This is a genomic window from Brevundimonas sp. SL161 (assembly GCF_049896985.1).
Classification (GTDB): domain Bacteria; phylum Pseudomonadota; class Alphaproteobacteria; order Caulobacterales; family Caulobacteraceae; genus Brevundimonas.
Genome location: NZ_JAFCVJ010000001.1, coordinates 410,343 through 427,730, shown reverse-complemented (window position 1 = coordinate 427,730; position 17,388 = coordinate 410,343). Strand labels below are relative to the sequence as shown.

At 67.2% G+C, this 17,388-nt stretch carries 19 protein-coding genes and 3 tRNA genes; 4 read left to right on the top strand and 18 right to left on the bottom strand.

Annotated features, from left to right (window positions below):
* Positions 1 to 2: 2 nt before the first annotated feature.
* Positions 3 to 1,568 (bottom strand): cryptochrome/photolyase family protein, encoded by a 1,566-nt coding sequence (locus ACP7AU_RS02205; protein WP_426050389.1) that lies wholly within the window; start codon positions 1,566 to 1,568, stop codon positions 3 to 5.
* On the opposite strand from ACP7AU_RS02205, the gene sseA reads away from it, so the two are divergent.
* Positions 1,567 to 2,403, top strand: a complete 837-nt coding sequence (gene sseA / locus ACP7AU_RS02200) for a 3-mercaptopyruvate sulfurtransferase (RefSeq protein ID WP_426050388.1) — start codon at positions 1,567 to 1,569, stop codon at positions 2,401 to 2,403. The genes ACP7AU_RS02205 and sseA overlap by 2 nt on opposite strands.
* Before the next feature lie 3 nt (positions 2,404 to 2,406).
* On the opposite strand, the gene ACP7AU_RS02195 is transcribed toward sseA, so the two are convergent.
* Both ACP7AU_RS02195 and ACP7AU_RS02190 read right to left on the bottom strand, forming a co-directional pair.
* Entirely contained in the window at positions 2,407 to 3,735 is a 1,329-nt protein-coding gene (locus ACP7AU_RS02195) for a dicarboxylate/amino acid:cation symporter (protein WP_426035672.1), read from the bottom strand.
* Positions 3,736 to 3,783: 48 nt separating this feature from the next.
* Positions 3,784 to 4,923, bottom strand: coding sequence for an amino acid ABC transporter substrate-binding protein (locus tag ACP7AU_RS02190; protein ID WP_426050387.1), 1,140 nt, complete (start codon positions 4,921 to 4,923; stop codon positions 3,784 to 3,786).
* A gap of 79 nt (positions 4,924 to 5,002) precedes the next feature.
* On the opposite strand from ACP7AU_RS02190, the gene metC reads away from it, so the two are divergent.
* Positions 5,003 to 6,175 carry a cystathionine beta-lyase gene (gene metC, locus ACP7AU_RS02185; RefSeq protein ID WP_426050386.1) on the top strand — a complete coding sequence of 391 codons (1,173 nt, stop codon included), beginning with the start codon at positions 5,003 to 5,005 and terminating at the stop codon, positions 6,173 to 6,175.
* Here the strand turns inward: metC and ACP7AU_RS02180 are convergent.
* From ACP7AU_RS02180 to ACP7AU_RS02135, 10 genes are all read right to left on the bottom strand, one after another.
* Entirely contained in the window at positions 6,172 to 6,432 is a 261-nt protein-coding gene (locus tag ACP7AU_RS02180) for a hypothetical protein (RefSeq protein WP_426050385.1), read from the bottom strand. The genes metC and ACP7AU_RS02180 overlap by 4 nt on opposite strands.
* A gap of 20 nt (positions 6,433 to 6,452) precedes the next feature.
* Positions 6,453 to 6,529, bottom strand: a tRNA-Arg gene (locus ACP7AU_RS02175).
* 116 nt (positions 6,530 to 6,645) lie between these two features.
* Entirely contained in the window at positions 6,646 to 6,951 is a 306-nt protein-coding gene (locus tag ACP7AU_RS02170) for an ETC complex I subunit (RefSeq protein ID WP_426050384.1), read from the bottom strand.
* A gap of 72 nt (positions 6,952 to 7,023) precedes the next feature.
* Positions 7,024 to 7,100: transfer RNA gene (locus tag ACP7AU_RS02165), tRNA-Pro, on the bottom strand.
* Positions 7,101 to 7,167: 67 nt separating this feature from the next.
* Positions 7,168 to 7,644 (bottom strand): DUF192 domain-containing protein, encoded by a 477-nt coding sequence (locus tag ACP7AU_RS02160; RefSeq protein WP_426035664.1) that lies wholly within the window; start codon positions 7,642 to 7,644, stop codon positions 7,168 to 7,170.
* Between the two features lie 23 nt (positions 7,645 to 7,667).
* On the bottom strand, positions 7,668 to 8,231 hold the full coding sequence (locus tag ACP7AU_RS02155; protein ID WP_426050383.1) for a cold-shock protein: 564 nt from the start codon (positions 8,229 to 8,231) through the stop codon (positions 7,668 to 7,670).
* 217 nt (positions 8,232 to 8,448) lie between these two features.
* Positions 8,449 to 8,523, bottom strand: a tRNA-Glu gene (locus ACP7AU_RS02150).
* A gap of 60 nt (positions 8,524 to 8,583) precedes the next feature.
* Positions 8,584 to 10,416 (bottom strand): single-stranded-DNA-specific exonuclease RecJ, encoded by a 1,833-nt coding sequence (gene recJ, locus ACP7AU_RS02145; protein WP_426050382.1) that lies wholly within the window; start codon positions 10,414 to 10,416, stop codon positions 8,584 to 8,586.
* Positions 10,416 to 11,372 carry a class II fructose-bisphosphatase gene (gene glpX / locus ACP7AU_RS02140; protein WP_426035654.1) on the bottom strand — a complete coding sequence of 319 codons (957 nt, stop codon included), beginning with the start codon at positions 11,370 to 11,372 and terminating at the stop codon, positions 10,416 to 10,418. The genes recJ and glpX overlap by 1 nt, the downstream gene beginning before the upstream one ends.
* Before the next feature lie 62 nt (positions 11,373 to 11,434).
* Positions 11,435 to 11,890: a hypothetical protein gene (locus tag ACP7AU_RS02135; protein WP_426050381.1), complete on the bottom strand. Its 456-nt coding sequence runs from the start codon at positions 11,888 to 11,890 to the stop codon at positions 11,435 to 11,437.
* An 84-nt stretch (positions 11,891 to 11,974) separates the two neighbouring features.
* On the opposite strand from ACP7AU_RS02135, the gene phaC reads away from it, so the two are divergent.
* Positions 11,975 to 13,954 (top strand): class I poly(R)-hydroxyalkanoic acid synthase, encoded by a 1,980-nt coding sequence (phaC, locus tag ACP7AU_RS02130; RefSeq protein WP_426050380.1) that lies wholly within the window; start codon positions 11,975 to 11,977, stop codon positions 13,952 to 13,954.
* Positions 13,951 to 14,325, top strand: a complete 375-nt coding sequence (locus ACP7AU_RS02125) for a hypothetical protein (protein WP_426050379.1) — start codon at positions 13,951 to 13,953, stop codon at positions 14,323 to 14,325. Before phaC ends, ACP7AU_RS02125 begins: the two co-directional genes overlap by 4 nt.
* Here ACP7AU_RS02125 and msrB read toward each other — a convergent pair.
* The 5 genes from msrB to rplM form a co-directional block, all read right to left on the bottom strand.
* Positions 14,312 to 14,815, bottom strand: a complete 504-nt coding sequence (gene msrB / locus ACP7AU_RS02120; RefSeq protein WP_426035646.1) for a peptide-methionine (R)-S-oxide reductase MsrB — start codon at positions 14,813 to 14,815, stop codon at positions 14,312 to 14,314. The genes ACP7AU_RS02125 and msrB overlap by 14 nt on opposite strands.
* An 89-nt stretch (positions 14,816 to 14,904) precedes the next feature.
* The gene (gene argC / locus ACP7AU_RS02115; protein WP_426050378.1) at positions 14,905 to 15,843 is read right to left on the bottom strand and encodes an N-acetyl-gamma-glutamyl-phosphate reductase; all 939 of its coding nucleotides are present in this window, start codon (positions 15,841 to 15,843) and stop codon (positions 14,905 to 14,907) included.
* Complete coding sequence (locus tag ACP7AU_RS02110) at positions 15,840 to 16,259, bottom strand: DUF3806 domain-containing protein (protein ID WP_426050377.1); 420 nt, start codon at positions 16,257 to 16,259, stop codon at positions 15,840 to 15,842. The genes argC and ACP7AU_RS02110 overlap by 4 nt, the downstream gene beginning before the upstream one ends.
* Before the next feature lie 71 nt (positions 16,260 to 16,330).
* Positions 16,331 to 16,831, bottom strand: coding sequence for a 30S ribosomal protein S9 (rpsI, locus tag ACP7AU_RS02105; RefSeq protein WP_303695693.1), 501 nt, complete (start codon positions 16,829 to 16,831; stop codon positions 16,331 to 16,333).
* Between the two features lie 2 nt (positions 16,832 to 16,833).
* Complete coding sequence (gene rplM / locus ACP7AU_RS02100; RefSeq protein WP_425991582.1) at positions 16,834 to 17,310, bottom strand: 50S ribosomal protein L13; 477 nt, start codon at positions 17,308 to 17,310, stop codon at positions 16,834 to 16,836.
* Positions 17,311 to 17,388: the final 78 nt, after the last annotated feature.

Sequence of the window (17,388 nt, the reverse complement as noted above, 5' to 3'; positions counted from 1 at the left end):
CCCTATTCCCGCCTCGGAGCCGCGCCCAGTCTGTCACGGGCCGCCTCGGCGTCGTTCAGCAGGGCGGTCCGGCGCTCAGGCCCGAAGTTTTCCAGGGTGCGGTAGGGCATTGCGAGTCGAACGTTGCCGCGCAGCCGCTTCTGGTTTCGTTCCAGAAAACCCCAGTACAGACGATTGAACGGACAGGCATTTTCACCTGATTTGGCCTTCACGTCGTACCGGCACGATCCGCAGTAGTCGCTCATCCGGTCGATGTAGGCGCCGGACGCGGCATAGGGTTTCGAGCCCATGATTCCGCCATCGGCGAAGGTGGCCATGCCGCGCGTGTTGGGCATCTCCACCCACTCATAGGCGTCGGCGTAAACCACCAAATACCAGTCGTCGATCTCGTCGGGATGGACGCCCAGCAGCATGGCGAGGTTGCCGGTGACCATCAGCCGCTGGATATGGTGGGCGTAGGCGTGGCTGCGGGTCTGGGCGACGACGTCGGCGACGCAGGCCATGTCGGTCTCACCCGACCAGTAGAACCCCGGCAGGGACCGATCTGCGTCGAGGAAGTTGCGCCGCGCATAGTCCGGCATCTTCAGCCAGTAGATGCCGCGCACGAATTCCCGCCAGCCCAGGATCTGGCGGATGAAGCCTTCGACGGCGTTCAGCGGCGCGCAACCCGCGCGATACTCGGCTTCGGCGCGGCGGCAGACGTCGAGCGGATCGAGCAAACCCAGGTTGAGCGAGGTCGAGATCAGCCCGTGCCACATCCACGGTTCGCCCAGCGCCATGGCGTCCTGCCAGTCGCCGAAGTTGGGCAGGACGTTCGTCATGAAGTCGGCGAGGACGCTCTCGGCCTGTTCGGTCGTCGTCGGCCACCCGAACTCATCGAGGTCACCGAAGTGATCCGGGAACAGACGCGCCACATCGGTGATGGCCGCCTGCGCAATCTCGTCGGGCGGGGTCCGCAGGCGCGCGGGCGGGCGCAGGCCCTTGGTCAGGCCCTTGCGGTTCTCGGCGTCGTAGTTCCATTTGCCGCCGACCGGCTGGCCGTCGTCGAGAAGGATGCCGGCATCGCGACGCATCTCGCGATAGAAGAACTCCATCCGCAGCTGGGACTTGCCGGACGCCCAGCGGCGGAAGCGGTCGTGCGGGCAGATAAAGCGACGATCCTCGCGCACCTCCACCGGGACGGCGGCGACGCCTGCAAAGGCGGCCAGCGCCTCGGCCAGACGCCATTCGCCGCATTCAGTGATCACAACCGCGCTGAAAGGCTGATCGTCGAGCGCCCGGTGCAGCTCACAGACGATCGAATGGGTGTTTGCAGGATCGTCGATGCGGACGTAGCGCACCGCGACGCCGCGCGCCTCAAGCCTCAGGGCGAAGCTGCGCATGGCGGCGAAGATCAGGGCGATCTTCTGCTTGTGGTGTCTGACGTAGGTGGCCTCGTCGTTGACCTCGGCCATCAGGACGACGTCGCGCGTCGGATCGAGACCTTCCAGAGCGGACAGGCTGTCGGACAACTGGTCGCCGAGCACCAGACGAAGCCTGGACGTCGCCCCCGTGGTAGTCTCGGTCATGGCCACACTCCCTCCTCTTGTCTCCGCAGCCGAACTCCTTACCGCGTCCGGCGATTCTGACCTTCGGATTCTCGACGCCAGCTGGCATCTGGACGGCACGCGCGCGCGGCCGATCTTCGAGGCAGGGCATGTGCCGGGGGCGGTCTTCTTCGAACTGGAGGCGATCTCGGACCGGGACGACCCCCTGCCCCACATGATGCCGTCGGCTGATCAATTTGGCGAACAGGCTGGTCGACTTGGCGTGTCGGAGACGGACCGGATCGTCGTCTATGACACCTTCGGTCTTTTCACGGCGGCGCGCGCTTGGTGGATGTTCCGCGCCATGGGCTGCGACCGGGTTCAGGTGCTGGATGGCGGCCTGCCGGCCTGGAAGCGCATGGGCGGATCGCTGGAGACCGGGCCCGCCTCGCCCCGCCCGGCCGTGTTCACAGCCGACCCCCGGCCGGACATGATCGCCGATGTGGCACGGGTCCGGGCGGCGCTGGACGCCGGAGAGCCGGTGCTCGACGCCCGCGCCGCCGTCCGTTTCGCCGGGTCCGCCCCCGAGCCGCGCCCCGGGCTGCGCGCGGGTCACATGCCGGGCGCGGTCAACCTGCCGTTCGGCGAATTGCTGACGGCCGAGGGGTTGATGCGTGACCCCGAGGCGCTGGAAGCAGCCTTTGCGGCGCGGGGGCTGGGCCCTGCGGACAGGCCGATCACCAGCTGCGGCTCCGGCGTCACCGCCGCCGTGACCCTGCTGGCCCTCGCCCTGCTGGGGCGCGAAGGCGTGCTCTATGACGGGTCGTGGGCCGAATGGGGCGGCCGGGACGACACAGAGGTCGCCACCGGCCCCTGAGGATCAGGCGACAGACGCCACGGTCGGCGGCGTTGCGGGCTCAGGCGAAACCGGGTCGTCCTTCTCGCCGCGAGAGACGACGGTGGCCAGGACCAGGTCGCCCGTCACGTTCAGCACGGTCCGGCACATGTCGAGGAAGCGATCGACGCCCAGGATCAGGCCGATGCCCTCGGCCGGCACCCCGACCATGACCAGGATCATGGCGATGACCGGCAGCGAACCCGCCGGCACCCCGGCTGTGCCTACGCCGCCCAGGATGCAGACCAGCATCACCACGACCTGCTGGGTCAGCGACAGTTCGATCTGGAAGAACTGGGCCAGGAACAGCACCGTGACGCCCTCGAACAGAGCCGTGCCGTTCTGGTTGGCGGTGGCGCCGACGGTGAGGACGAAGCGGGCGATCTTGCGCGGCAGCTTCAGCTCTTCCTCTGCCGCCTTCAGCGACACGGGCAGGGAGGCGTTGGACGACGCGGTCGAGAAGGCCACGATCATCGGGCGCTGCACGCCCTTGAAGAAGGTGATCGGGTTCATGCCGCCGCCGATCCAGACGACCAGCGGATAGACCACGAACATGTGGATCGCCATGGCGCCCACGGCCACGCCGACATAGGCCGCCAGTCGCACCAGCAGGTCCCATCCGAACAGGGCCGCCAGGTTGAACATCAGGCAGGCGATCGCGATCGGCGCCAGCTTGATGACCAGGTTGATGAGCTTCATCGTGACTTCGAGAATGCCCTCGATGACGTTCTGCAGCTTGTCGGTGTTGGGGCTCTTGGCCATGACAAGGCCGATCCCGAACAGCAGGGCGAAGATCATGATCGGCAGGATCTGGTTCTCCGACGCCGCCGTGAAGACGTTCGACGGGATCAGGTCCAGGAAGAAGGTACCGAACTGGACGCCTTCCGGCGCCCGCTCCACGATCGCCGCGGCGCCGTCCGCCCCCTGGGCGAGAAGCAGTTGGGCCAGGGCCGGATCGACACCATCGCCGGGGCGGAAATAGTTGACCATGCCCAGACCGATCACCACCGCGATGCCGGACACCAGGATGGTCAGGAGCAGGGTCTTGATGCCCGCGCGACCCAGGGATTTCAGGTCGCCCATCTCGGCCACGCCGACGACGAGCGCGGAGAAGAGCAGAGGGATCACCAGCATGAACAGGAGGCGCAGGAAGATCTGTCCTGCCGGTCCGGTCACGTTCGAGGTCAGCCACTGGACCCAATAGGTCTCCGGCCCGATGTACTGATTGACGTACAGGCCTCCGCCCAGGCCGATCACGAACCCGATCAGCATCAACCAGTGGAGCGGAATGCCGCCCTTCTTCGTCGTATCCATTCGTCCCCCGAAAGCCGCCGGCTGCGTCTTCGCAGCCGCGCTAGATCATCATCGCACCGGCAGGCCGTAGATCAGCCCGCCCGGTCTAGCGTTCCATTGTGCATTCAACCCGCGCGCCAGGTCGAGAGGCGATTGCGAACCAAGGTTCCGGTCGAAGATTTCGCCATAGTTGCCGACCCCCTCGACAGCGTCCGCCGCCCAGGTCTTCGACAGGCCCAGCCGCGGGCCGAAATCGCCCTCCGCGCCCAGCAGGCGGCGGACCTGTGGAACGCTCGAGGTTTCTGCCTGCTCATCGACGTTGGCCTGGGTCACGCCCATTTCCTCGGCAAGAATCAGGGCGTTCAGGGTCCAGCGCACGACAGCGGTCCATTGCTCGTCGCCGCGGCGGGTGACGGGGCCCAACGGCTCCTTGGAAATGACGTCCGACAGGACGACGTGCTGCTGAGGGTCCGCCAGGGTGGTGCGTGCGGCGGCCAGGGCCGAGACGTCGGCGCTCAATGCATCGCAATCCTCGCGGCCATAGGCCTGACGCGCGGCCTCCTCGGTCGGCAGGACCACGGGGCGATAGTCGATGCCCCGGCTGCGGAAATAGTCGTCGGCGTTGAGGGCGCTGGTCGAGCCCACCTGAACGCAGACCCGAGCGCCGGTTAACTCCGTGGCGCTGTTCAGGTTGAGCGAGCGCCGGACCAGGAATCCCTGACCGTCATAGTAGTTCACCCCGGCGAAGGCGAGTTGGCCGCCGGTGTCGCGCTCCATGGTCCAGGACGTATTGCGCCACAGGACGTCGATCCGCTCGTCGGCCAGGGCCTGGAACCGGTTCTCGGCCGTCAGGGGCACGAACCGCACGGCGTCCGGGTCGCCGAAGATGGCCGCCGCCAGACCACGACAGAAGTCTACGTCGAAGCCGCGCCACTCTCCCCGATTGTCGGTGTAGGCGAAGCCGACCAGACCCTGGTTAACGCCGCAGTTGAGCCGTCCTCGCCGCTTGATCGCGGCCAGCGTCGGGCTTTCGACAGCTGCGGTCGCCGTCGGGGTCGCGCCCGTCCTCGCCTCCGTGACCGGGGCTTCGGCCTCACGATCACGGTCGCCGCACGCGGCCGCCATGGTCAGGGCTGCGAGGCCCGCCATCCGCATCCAGAAAGCCGTGGTTGGTCCGCCCATGGTCTGTCCCGCGTTCGCTGTCGTCACGACTCTCCCGCCGCGACCCCTTGCGCCCCCGCTGCTTTAGAGGCCTTTGGGGCTTCGTTCGCAACCCGTCGAGGCCGCCATGGATCCGCTTTCCGACCGCACCCGGCTGATCGCGGCGGCGACCCGGCGGGGAGACGGACGCCGTCCGGTCAATCCTCCGATCGAGCGCGCCTCGACCATGCTGTCGGATGCAGTCGGCGACATGCGCGACGCCGGGCTAGGGCCGCTCTACGGCATCGACGGTACAGCGTCGCAGGATGCGTTGAGACGCGCGATCGCCGACCTCGAGGGCGCGGAAGGCTGCTGGCTGGCGCCGTCCGGCCTCGCCGCCATGACCCTGCCGCTGCTGGCCCTGACGAGGCCCGGCGACGAGGTTCTCACCACGGATGCCGTCTATGGACCTGTCCGGCGATTCCTGACCCGCTACCTGGCTGCGCGCGGCGTCACGGTCCGCTTCCACCCCGCCGAAGCCTCCGCCCAGGAGGTCGCGGCGATGATTTCCGACCGCACGCGGGTGGTCCTGATCGAAGCGCCCGGGTCGCTGACGTTCGAGATGATCGACGTTTCTGCCGTGGCCGCCGCCGCCCGTTCACGGGGCGCCCTGACCGTCATGGACAACACCTGGGCCGCCGGACTGGCGTTCAAGCCGCTCGGCCATGGCGTCGACGTCAGCGTCCAGGCCCTGACCAAATACGCCGGCGGCCATTCGGACCTGCTGCTGGGGTCGGTCTGCGCGCGCGACGCCGGCGTCATCAAGGCCATCGCCGAGGCCCATGAGGACATCGGCCTGTGCGTCTCGCCGGACGATTCCTGGCTGGCCCTGCGCGGCCTGCGCACCCTGCCTCTTCGCTATGCGGAACAGGGGCGGTCGATGATGCAGGTCGCCGGCTGGCTGGCGCGCCGGCCAGAGGTCTCGCGCGTGCTTGGCCCCGCCCTTCCCGGCGATCCGGGGCACGCGCTGTGGGCGCGCGACTTCACCGGTGCCGCATCCCTGTTCGGGGTGGTGATGAAGGGCGGGGATGCGAAGGCCGCCCATGCCTTCCTCGACACCCTCAGCCTCTTCGGGCTCGGCTACTCATGGGGCGGGTTTGAGAGCCTAATCACCCTTGAGACGCCGCAGATGGCGTTCCGGGAGAGGCCGCCGACGCTGGAGGGGCCGCTGCTGCGACTCCACGTCGGGCTGGAGCATCCGACGGAACTTGTCGCGGATCTGGAGGTCGGGCTCGCCGCCTGGCGGGCTGCCCTGCTCTAGACGCCGATCTCGGGCATCATGCCGGTGACGAACGAGCGCATGCCGGTCTCGGGGCGGAGCATGCCGCGCAGCAGGTTCACCGTCACCGCCGCATTGTCCTCGAACACGAAGCGGCTCCGGGTGAATTTGCAGGTGGCGAACCCAGGCTGTTTCACGCCCTTGAACACCAGCTGCGCATTCCTGAATTCGCAGTCGATGAAGCTGTTTCCGTCGAGAAGCTGACGGCCTTCGAGAACCTGATTGCGGATTTCGGCCATGGGGGTCCTTGCGATCGGGATGGCGCGCCCAGCAGGACTCGAACCTGCAACCGTCCGCTTAGAAGGCGGGTGCTCTATCCGGTTGAGCTATGGGCGCGTGTTCGGGAGCGTTAGCCGCACCGCCCGTGCGGCTCAAGCGATGGCTGGTCAATGGTCGAGTTCGCGGCTCAAGTCGTGAGCCGCCGCGCGGCGAGCGATCGCCGCCCTCTTGAATCAGTGCGTCCAGGACTGCTTGCGGGCGGTGGCGAAATTGTCGGCATAGGCCTTGAGGATCACCGGCGGCTCCTGGGGCTGATGCAGACGGAACGGAATGCCATGGCGTTCGGCGTAGGCGACGGCCTCTTCCTTTGTCTCGAATGTCAGGCGGACCTGGCCGTTCATGTCGGAAGAACTGGTCCAGCCCATCAGCGGATCGATGGTGCGCGCCGACGCCGGCTCGAAGTCGAGCCGCCAGTCCTTCGACTTGGCCTTGCCTGACTGCATGGCGGTCTTTGCGGGGCGATAGATGCGGGCCAGCATGGGCAGTCTCACAACATCCGTGGCTCAAGCAGCGCGACGCCGCGCGTCGAGCGGTAGCCACTCAAGGGATAATGGTCGGAGTGAGAGGATTCGAACCTCCGACCCTCTGGTCCCAAACCAGATGCGCTACCAGGCTGCGCTACACTCCGGCGGAGGTGTCTGCCAGCATCCGGCCCAACCTGCAACGTAAGAATGGGCCGCGACGCCAGATCGAGCTCAGGGGCGGAAGAAGGGGTGGACAACCTTGTCGCCGGCCTTGGCGCCGATCTCTTCCGCCCGGCCGGCCCTGAGTTCCAGCACGCCATTGGCGGCGCCATTCGACGGCAGCGGGGCTTCCGAATAGGGGGTTGCGTGGTGGGCGATCGAGACGATGCTGCCCGTCGGGTCGATGTAGAGGATGTCGAGCGAGCTGGGCGTATTGCGCATCCAGAATGACCGCTCCGCGGAATCGGGGAACTGGAACAGCATGCCGCGGTCGTCGGCCAGCGGCGGGCGGAACATCAGGCCGCGCTCGCGTTCCGGCTCGTCGTCGGCGATCTCGACCAGGAAGTCGTGCTCGCCCGAGGCGGTGACGATCTTCAGTGCCTCCAGCGGACGACCGGCTTCATCGACGGGTGCGGAGGATTTGGCGCAGGCAGACAGGACCAGGCCGAGGGCCAGGGTTCCGACAATGAGGAGACGTCTCGACAGCATGACCGCCCTTTCGGGGCGACCGATCAGTCGCCCGGTCTGATTTCCGCGACCACCAGACCCTTGGGGCCTTCGGCGAATCGCACCGCGACCGTCTCGCCGGGGACCAGATCGTCCAGTCCGCAGCGACGCAGGGTCTCGATGTGGACGAAGATATCGCCAGGATCGGTCGCGCGCACCACGAAACCGTATCCCTTGGTGCGATTGAACCATTTCACGGTGGCCACCTCGAGCACGCCGGCGGCCTCAGCGTCCCCCGGCTCGCGGATTGCGCGCGAATCCGCCCGCATCCCTTCGTAGCCGGATCGCCGAGCTGGCGCCTCGACCTCGCCTTCGCCAAGGTCGTGGACCTGGACCACCTGCCAGCCCTTGGGGCGGCGCGTGCAGTCGCATTCGATCGGAGCGCCTTCGCCCGCACTGTCCCAGCCGCCGTCCCTCAGACTGCTGATGTGCAACAGAACGTCCTTGGCCCCTGTCTGGGCCGGGTCATCGGGCACGATAAAGCCGTAGCCCTTGCCCGCATCGAACCATTTTACCCGGCCGGCGATCCGGACCATGTCCGGCGCGTCCAGCCCCTCGTAGTCAGACACTTCAAACCCCCCGCCCGCTCTCCCGACGAACGGTTCACGTTTAACACGGTTCTGTGAACGCGGGAAAACCGAAAAACGCCGGTTTCAACCTCATCGCGAACTTCACCGGGAATGAACTCGCCCGGCGTCTCGCTCAGGACAGAGCTCCACGGCACGATCCCTGCGCGTCGCGACGGCGACGGGGGGCGGCGGATCAGGATGTGTGGAATGCCCCGCGTGGCAGTCCCTAGGGGAGTCGAACCCCTCTTTTCAGGTTGAAAACCTGACGTCCTAACCGATAGACGAAGGGACCGCGGCGCGGGGAAGCGGCGATATAGCGGGCGATTCCGGGGGGCGCAAGCGCCGTTTCGAACTAACTAGCCATCCGCGGATCGGCGATGTCCTCGATCTCGAACTGCACGCCCTTGCGACCGTTCCAGTCGTCCGCCTTCAGACGACCCACGACGCTGAGACCGCCCTGCCCTGCCAGCAGCGCCCGGCCGGTCGGCAGGTCGGCACAGCGCCAGGCGATGGCCTTGACCGAGGCGCCGTCCGCCCCGACGAGTCGACAGCGCACATGGCCGCCGTTCATCTGCACCGGCTCGCGGGCCTGGACGCCGTGCAAGGCGAACAGGGGTTCGGGGTTGGCGGGGCCGAAGGGGGCCAGCCGTTCGAAATCCTCGAACAGGGCGCGAGACGCGGCGCCCGGCTCGATCAGGGCGTCGACCTCGACCCAGTCCAGCGCGTCGGCATCGGCCTGTTCGTCGGCCATGGTCCCGTTCAGGAAATCTCTCAAGGCGTCGATCCCGTCCGGCCGCATCGTCAAACCCGCCGCCATCGCGTGCCCGCCGCCGGCCAGCAGCAGGCCTTCGCGCCAGGCCGCCTGGATGGCGCGACCCAGGTTCATGCCCGGCTGGGACCGGCCCGAGCCCTTGGCGACACCGCCGACCGCGTCCACGCCGATGACGATGACGGGTTTCCGCCAGCGCTCGCGCAGCCGTCCCGCGACGATGCCAACGACGCCGGGGTGCCAGTCCTCGCCGGAGACCACGACCACGGCCGAGCCGTCGGCGTGCTGGCCGGTCGCCTCGACGCGGCGAGTGGCGGTCTCGGTGACCTCGCGCTCGACCTCCCGTCGGGCGATGTTGAGGGCGTCGAGCTCTTCGGCCAGGGCCCGGGCCTCGAGCGGGTCATCCGTAGACAGCAGGCGGGCGCCGAGATCGGCCCGACCGATTCGCCCGCCCGCGTTGATGCGCGGCCCGAGGATGAAGCCGGCGTGATTCGACTTCGCGGGGCCGGGTTCGGCGCCCGCGACAGCCAGCAGGGCCTTAAGCCCGGGATTGCCCCAGCTCGACATGACCTTCAGGCCCAGGCCGGTCAGGGCGCGATTGAAGCCGGTCAGGCCGGTGACGTCGCAGATGGCGCCGAGCGCGGCGAGATCCAGCCACTGGCGGATATCCGGTTCGGCGCGATCGGCGAACAGCCCCTGTTGGCGGGCCTCGCGGTTCAGGGCAGCCAGAAGGACGAAGACCACCCCCGCCGCCGCCAGGTTGCCCTGGCCTGAGGTGTCGCCGGGGCGATTCGGGTTCACCACGGCCAGACACTGCGGCGGCTCCTCGCGCATCATGTGGTGGTCGATGACCACGACCTTGAGCCCGACCGCGCAGGCGTGGGCGATGGCTTCGTTGGCCGCTGCGCCGCAGTCCACGGTAATGACCAGATCGGCGCCCGACGCCTTCAGCCGGTCAAAGGCCAGCGGGCTCGGCCCGTAGCCTTCGGTCAGACGATCCGGCACATAGAGGGGCAGGTCAGCCCCCATGGACCGGAACCAGCGCACCAGCAGGGCCGCGCTCGAAGCGCCGTCGACATCATAGTCGGCGAAGACGTGGATGCTCTCGCCCGCCTGGAGGGCGGCGACGATGGCCGCAGCGGCCGCGTCCATGTCCATGAAGGACGACGGATTGGGGAACAGCCGTTTCAGCGTCGGCTCAAGAAAGTCCGCGCCCTGATCCGCCAGGACGCCTCGAGCGGCGAGCGCCCTAGCCAGGGGTTCGGACAGGCCCAGCCCCTGCATATGCGCGCGGACGACCGAAGCCTCGGCCGGCCTCTGCCGCCAGGCGCGTCCGGACAGCGAGCGCGAGACATCGAGGAACCCCGGCGCCCATCCCTCTTTATGAGGGCCGGATGCGGGGGCTCCATCCGCCATCAGAGGGGGCGCGTGGTGTGGATGCGCCGCACGGTGCGGGTCGAGGAGTCCATGACCAGGGTGTGGGTGGTGACGAATCCCTGCCCCATCTTCACCCCGTCCAGCATGGCGCCCTTGGTCACGCCGGTGGCGGCGAAGACGGCGTCCTTCGACACCAGCTCATGCAGGTCGTATTTGCGGTCGAAATCGGTCACGCCGGTGCGTTCGGCGCGGGCGCGCTCGTCGTCGTTGCGGAACAGCAGTCGGCCCTGGAAGTGACCGCCGACGCATTTCAGCGCCGAGGCGGCCAACACACCCTCCGGCGCTCCGCCGGAGCCGAGATACAGGTCGATACCCGTTTCCGGCTCGGCCGTGTGGATGACGCCGGCCACGTCGCCGTCGGTGATCAGCATGACCCGAGCGCCGACTTCGCGCAGGGCCGCGATCAGGTCCTCGTGGCGCGGACGGTCCATGACGCAGACGGTGATGTCTTGCGGCCGCACGCCCTTGGCGGAAGCCAGCGAACGGACATTGTCGCCCGGCTTCATGTCCAGATCGACGGTGCCCGGCGCATAGCCCGGGCCGATGGCGATCTTGTCCATATAGGTGTCGGGCGCGTGCAGCATGCCGCCGCCGGCCGACATCGACAGGACCGTCAGGGCGTTGGCCATGGCCTTGGCCGTCAGGGTGGTGCCTTCCAGCGGGTCCAGGGCGATATCGATCTTGGGGCCTTTGCCGGTGCCGACCTTCTCGCCGATGTAGAGCATCGGGGCTTCGTCGCGCTCGCCCTCGCCGATGACGATCTTGCCGTCGATGTCGAGGCTGTTCAGCGCCGTGCGCATGGCGTCGACCGCCAGCTGGTCGGCCTGTTTCTCGTCGCCGCGGCCGATCTGGGCCCAGGACGCGATGGCCGCCAGTTCGGTGACCATGGCGGCGTCGGCAGCGAGGGTCGAGGCGAAGGGGGCCGTGTCAGCCATGTCGAATGCTCCTGAGGAAGGATGATCCCCGGATTCTCTCGACCGGGCGATAGGGACGAAAATCAGCGGGGCGCCGGGCCCCTGTCCACGGGCGGCGGAGCGGTTCCGCGCTGGCGCGTGCGGGCGGCGAAGGCCTCGACCTCCGCCTGGGTCTCGGCGGTGATCGGGGCCACGGCCTGGGCGTCGATGCGGCTGTTGACCTCATTGGCGAAGGCGACCGGATCGCCCAGCTGCCAGTCGACCCGCGCGGCCTCGGCGGCCAGGTCCGTGCCGCTGACGCGCAGGCCGTTCACGCGGGCGGCGACCTCCACGGGTTTCGGCAGGGGATCGGTCGAACGCGGAAAATCCTCCCAGCGGGGATAGGCGCGGTTGGCGTCCACCAGGGCCTGAACACGGGGCGCGAGGGGCGAGGCCTCGTCCGTCTGGGGGTCGAACGCGGTCGCGCATCCGCCCAGGGCCGTGACGGCCGAAGCGAGCAGCAAGCCGCCGGATATCTTTTTCGCCTGACGCGCGTTCATTTCGGGTCCGGTCTAGGCCATGATCGCGACAGGCGGAAGGGCGGAGCAAACGTCCGACGTCACAGCGGAGGCGCGCGGATACCCATGGCCAGGACCCCCAGGACCCCGCCCGAGCCCCTGCCCGTCGCCCGGGCGCCGCGGAAGTCAGGCCGCCCGACCTCGGCCAAACCCCGAGCGCCGCGTGCGCATACGGCGCCGGTCGAGACGGTCCCGCAGCCGGAACCCCGGGTCGAGGCCCAGGCTGAAGCGCCCACGGCCGGCTCGTCGCCCCCGGCTGACACTCCGTTCGCCTTCCCCGGCGCCGACCAGCGCGAAATGCTGGAGGCCCTGTCGCTGAACCTGGCCAGGGCGGCGATGACGGCGCAATCGGCGATCGCCGAGGCGGCTCTGTCACAGGCGGATCGCCCCGCCGCCCTGTCGCCCGACCCGTTCAACGTCGGCCCGGCGATGAATTCGGTGATGACCAGCCTCGCCTCGCGCCCGGACAAGCTGTTCGCGGCCCAGGCCGATCTGTTCAATCGCTATATGGACCTGTGGGCCACTTCGACTCGGCGCGCGGCCGGGGAAGAGACCCTTGCCCCCTCGAAAGACAAGCGGTTCAAGGACCCGGCCTGGTCGGAGAATCCGATGTTCGACATGATGCGCCAGTCCTATCTCGTGACGTCGGACTGGATGAACGGCCTCGTCTCCTCGGTCGAGGACGTCGATCCGCGCACCAAGCGGCGGGCTGAATTCTTCACCAAACTGCTGACCGACGCCTTCTCGCCATCGAACTTCCTCGCCTCCAACCCGGTCGCCCTGAAGGCCATGGCCGAGACCAACGGCGAATCGCTGGTCAGGGGGATGCAGAATTTCGCCGCCGACCTCGAACGCGGCATGGGCAAGCTGAAGATCAGCCAGGCCGACTACGGCAAGTTCGTCGTCGGCGAGAACGTCGCCACCGCCCCGGGCCAGGTTATCTGGCGCGACGAGCTGTTCGAGCTGATCCAGTTCGATGCGGCCACGGAGACGCAGCACGCCGTCCCGCTGCTGATCTTCCCGCCATGGATCAACAAATTCTACATTATGGATCTGCAGCCGGAGAACTCGCTGATCCGCTGGCTGTCGGCCCAGGGCTTCACCGTCTTCGTCTGCTCCTGGGTCAATCCGGACAAGGACAAGGCCGGATTCGGCTTCGACGAGTATCTGGAAAAGGGCATCTATCGCGCCGTCGAGAAGACGCTTGAGCAGACGGGTTCGAAGACCGTGAACACCGTCGGCTACTGCATCGGCGGGACGCTTATGGGGGCGGCGCTGGCGCATATGGCCGCCAGGAAGGACGGCCGTGTCGCCGCCACCACATTCTTCGCCGCCCAGCACGACTTCGCCGAGGCCGGCGACCTCTTGCTGTTCACCGACGAGCACTGGCTGGCCCATGTCGAGGAGCAGATGGACGCAGCGGGCGGCGTCCTGCCCGGTGCGGCGATGGCGGAGACCTTCAATGCCCTTCGCGCCAACGATCTGATCTGGTCGTTCTTCGTCAGCAACTACCTGATGGGCAAATCGCCTGCTGCGTTCGACCTGCTGTTCTGGAACGCCGACCAGACCCGCATGCCCAAAAAGCTGCACCTCGACTATCTGCGCTCGATGTACGGCCAGAACCTGTTGTCGAAGGGCGAGTTCACCATCGGCGGCATCAAAGTCGACCTGTCGAAGGTGACCATCCCGCTCTATTTCCAGGCCAGCCGCGAGGACCATATCGCGCCCATGAACTCGGTCTATCGCTCGGCCAAAGCCTTCTCGAACGCCGCCGTGACCCTGACGCTGGCGGGGTCCGGCCATATCGCCGGGGTCATCAATCCGCCCAGCGCGAACAAGTACCAGCACTGGACCAACGCCGCCCTGCCGGGGACCCTCGCCGAATGGCAGGCGGCGGCGGTGGAGCATCCAGGCAGCTGGTGGAACCACTGGGCCGCCTGGCTGGCCGACAAGTCAGGCGACATGATCCCGGCGCGTGATCCGAACAAGGGGCCGCTGAAGCCCATCGAGCCGGCCCCCGGCTCCTATGTGAAAGTGAAGTCTTGAAGCGTCTCGAACCGAACTTCCTGCTGGCCGTCTCGACCCTGATCGCCCTGACCCTGCTGATCGCGACCGGCGCCCTGTTCGGCGCGCCGGGAGGGGCGATCAAATATCCGGTCATCGCCGTGATCTGCGTGGTCGCCTTCGTGATCGGCAACGGCATCATGGCCCGGCGCATGGGCCGGGTGACACCGCCGATGATCAATCTCGACACGCCCGCGACCGCCGCCTGGGCTGGCGGCTTCCCGGTCGTGGTCATGCTGTTCGCCGCCATCCCGATGATCTGGAGCGGCCATGACTACGGACTGCTGGTCATCATCGCCTCGGTCATGGCCAGCGTGACGATCGAGTCGGCGCTGAAGGTCAGGCGGGCCTGAAGGTCAGGGCGACGCCGTTGTTGCAGTAGCGTTTGCCGGTCGGGCGCGGACCGTCGTCGAACACATGGCCTTGATGCCCGAGGCAGCGGGCGCAATGGTATTCGGTGCGGGGAATGCCGATGGCGAAATCCTGCTTCATGCCCAGCGAGCCCGGGATGTAGTCGTAGAAGCTGGGCCAGCCGGTGCCGCTGTCAAACTTGGTCCGCGACTGAAACAACGGCAGATCGCAGCCCCGGCAGACGAAGGTTCCTGCCCGATGCTCGTCGTTCAGCGGGCTGGTGAACGGCCGTTCGGTCGCTTCGTGGCGCAGGACGTCGTAGCTCAGGCCCGGCAACCGCGCACGCCACTGGGCGTCGGTCACGCGACGGAACGGCGAGCTGGCATACTGCGCCACGGAGGCGTCGGCCTCGCCCGAGGTGCAGGACGCCAGGGCGGTCGCGGCGGCGCCGAGCAGAAGGGTCCGGCGTGAGGTCGTGAGAACGTGGGTCATGATCTCTTATACGTCGCAAAGGCGGGCAGGGTTTCAAGCGTCGACCGCTGTAAACTCCGTGCATCCCTGCCTTCGCGGGGATGCCCGGATCAAATGAGCCCCGTCGCCTCGTCCAGACCCAGCATCAGGTTGAGGTTCTGCACCGCCGCGCCCGATGCGCCCTTGCCGAGATTGTCCAGCAGGGCGACCAGCCGCGCCTGCGCGCCGTCGCGATGGCCGAAGACATGCAGACGCATGCTGTTGGTGCCGTTCAGCCCCTCTGGGTCCAGGCCCGTCATCGCCTCGGCAGCATCCAGCCCGGCGACCTCGACGAAGCGGCAGCCGTCATAGGCCTCGACCAGGGCACCGTGGAGACGGTCGATTGACGGCGTCTCGGGCAGGGCCGAGAGCTGCAGCGGAACCTCGACCAGCATGCCCTGGCGATAGGCGCCGACGGCCGGGGCGAACAGGACATCGTGCTTCAGGCCCGAATGTTTGGTCATCTCCGGCACATGTTTGTGCTGCAGCGACAGGCCATAGGCGCGGAAGGCGTGGGTCGTGCCCTCTTGTTCAAACTCGGCAATCATTGATTTTCCACCGCCGGAGTAGCCGGACACGGCATTGACCGTCATCGGCCAGTCGGCGGGGATCAGGCCGGTCTTCACCAGCGGCCGCATCAGGCCGATGAAGCCGGTCGGATAGCAGCCGGGGTTCGACACCCGGCGCGAACCGATGATCTGGCCGCGCTGGACGGCGTCCATCTCGGCGAAGCCATAGGTCCAGCCCGTGGCGGTGCGGAAGGCGGTGGAGGCGTCGATGACCCGCGTCGTCGTATTCTCTATCATGGCCACGGCTTCCTTGGCCGCCTCGTCTGGTAGGCACAGGATGACGGCGTCGGCGGCGTTCAGCGCCTCGGCGCGCGCGGCCGGGTCCTTCCGCAGGTCGCCGGTCAGGGAGATGAACTCCAGGTCCGTCCGGCCTTCCAGCCGCTGGCGGATCTCCAGCCCCGTGGTCCCGGCCTCGCCGTCGATGAAGATGGTGTGGGTCATCGCCAATGCTCGTCCGTTAACTCAAGGCCCCGATTTACAAGCTCTCGAGCGAGTCGCTCGACCTCGGGACGTTCTCCGTCCTCAATACGCTTCGAGAGAACCGTCAGGGCGTTCAGGTTCACTTTGGAATTCTCCCAACATAGCGTTGGGTCCCGACCCCATTCGTCCTCGATAATTCGCCAGCTTATCGGTGCGATATGGGTGATCGCGTCTCCGAAGCAAACGCCGAAGCCCTGAAGGCGCCAGGTGTCCTCAACCGCCACGACGTCGGCATCCACGAGTAGTTGAAGCGTCGGAAGATCAATCTCGCCGCCGTAGCCGAGAGCCGTCTTGGCCAATTCGCGAATAGCCGCGCGCTGCCGGTCCATCTCCGCGATGTCGGCCAGGGTAAGATCTGAAAACGTTTCCCGACCCACGTGACCTCCCAAAGAAAAAAGGCGCCCCGGGTTTCCCCGGAGCGCCTTTGTATTCCAAGTCGCGATTGCGACTAGCGCTTCGAGAACTGGAACGAACGACGGGCCTTGGCGCGGCCGTACTTCTTGCGCTCGACGACGCGGCTGTCGCGGGTCAGGAAGCCGTGCGGCTTCAGGACCGGACGAAGGGCCGGCTCATAGTGCGTCAGGGCGTGCGACAGGCCGTGGCGGATGGCGCCGGCCTGGCCGGACAGGCCGGAGCCCTCGACCGTGCAGACGACGTCGAACTCGGTCTCGCGACCGCAGACGACCAGCGGCTGGGCAATCATCATGCGCAGGATTTCGCGGGCGAAATACTGCAGTTGATCCTTGCCGTTGATAGTGAACTTGCCGCTGCCGGGCATGACCCAGACGCGGGCGATGGCGTTCTTGCGCTTGCCGGTCGAATAGGCGCGACCCTGGGCGTCGACCTTGCGGACATAGACCGGAGCCGAGTTGTCGTAGCCGTTGTCCGAGGTTGCGAGACCCTTGAGGGCGTCGAAGCCGGTGGCCGTGTCTTCAGTGACGTCGGTCATGCTCAGATGCTCCGGGTGTTCTTGGCCGAACGGCCGGCGAAGTCGATGGTCTCGGGCTGCTGGGCGTCGTGCTCGTGGGCCGAGCCGGCGAACAGACGCAGGTGGGTCATCTGACCGCGCGCCAGCGGGCTTTCCTTGGGCATCATCCGCTCGACAGCCTTCTCGAGCACGCGCTCGGGGAAGCGGCCGTTCAGGACCTTCTGCGGGGTCGTCGACTTGACGCCGCCCGGGTGGCCGGTGTGGCGATAGTAGATCTTGTCGGTCAGCTTCTTGCCGGTGAACACGACCTTGTCGACGTTGGTCACGACGACATAGTCGCCCGAGTCGACGTGGGGGGTGTAGGTCGGCAGGTGCTTGCCGCGCAGACGCATGGCGATAAAGGTCGCGAGACGGCCCACGACGACGCCTTCAGCGTCGATGTGAATCCACTTCCTCTCGACCTCGGACGGCTTCAAGGCAGCCGTGGTGCTCTTCAGCATGAGGTGGTTCCTGAAATAGGAGGCGAAACGGGGTCGCTCCGGACGGGCCGAAGCGAGCGAAGGCGCGCTAGTAGGGGA

Excerpts from the sequence above, each read along its gene's own strand:
- sseA (WP_426050388.1), top strand. The coding sequence starts at position 1,567 with ATGGCCACACTCCCTCCTCTTGTCTCCGCAGCCGAACTCCTTACCGCG.
- ACP7AU_RS02205 (WP_426050389.1), bottom strand. The coding sequence starts at position 1,568 with ATGACCGAGACTACCACGGGGGCGACGTCCAGGCTTCGTCTGGTGCTC.
- ACP7AU_RS02195 (WP_426035672.1), bottom strand. The coding sequence starts at position 3,735 with ATGGATACGACGAAGAAGGGCGGCATTCCGCTCCACTGGTTGATGCTG.
- metC (WP_426050386.1), top strand. The coding sequence starts at position 5,003 with ATGGATCCGCTTTCCGACCGCACCCGGCTGATCGCGGCGGCGACCCGG.
- ACP7AU_RS02180 (WP_426050385.1), bottom strand. The coding sequence starts at position 6,432 with ATGGCCGAAATCCGCAATCAGGTTCTCGAAGGCCGTCAGCTTCTCGAC.
- ACP7AU_RS02170 (WP_426050384.1), bottom strand. The coding sequence starts at position 6,951 with ATGCTGGCCCGCATCTATCGCCCCGCAAAGACCGCCATGCAGTCAGGC.
- ACP7AU_RS02160 (WP_426035664.1), bottom strand. The coding sequence starts at position 7,644 with ATGCTGTCGAGACGTCTCCTCATTGTCGGAACCCTGGCCCTCGGCCTG.
- recJ (WP_426050382.1), bottom strand. The coding sequence starts at position 10,416 with ATGGCGGATGGAGCCCCCGCATCCGGCCCTCATAAAGAGGGATGGGCG.
- glpX (WP_426035654.1), bottom strand. The coding sequence starts at position 11,372 with ATGGCTGACACGGCCCCCTTCGCCTCGACCCTCGCTGCCGACGCCGCC.
- ACP7AU_RS02135 (WP_426050381.1), bottom strand. The coding sequence starts at position 11,890 with ATGAACGCGCGTCAGGCGAAAAAGATATCCGGCGGCTTGCTGCTCGCT.
- phaC (WP_426050380.1), top strand. The coding sequence starts at position 11,975 with ATGGCCAGGACCCCCAGGACCCCGCCCGAGCCCCTGCCCGTCGCCCGG.
- msrB (WP_426035646.1), bottom strand. The coding sequence starts at position 14,815 with ATGACCCACGTTCTCACGACCTCACGCCGGACCCTTCTGCTCGGCGCC.
- argC (WP_426050378.1), bottom strand. The coding sequence starts at position 15,843 with ATGACCCACACCATCTTCATCGACGGCGAGGCCGGGACCACGGGGCTG.
- rpsI (WP_303695693.1), bottom strand. The coding sequence starts at position 16,831 with ATGACCGACGTCACTGAAGACACGGCCACCGGCTTCGACGCCCTCAAG.
- rplM (WP_425991582.1), bottom strand. The coding sequence starts at position 17,310 with ATGCTGAAGAGCACCACGGCTGCCTTGAAGCCGTCCGAGGTCGAGAGG.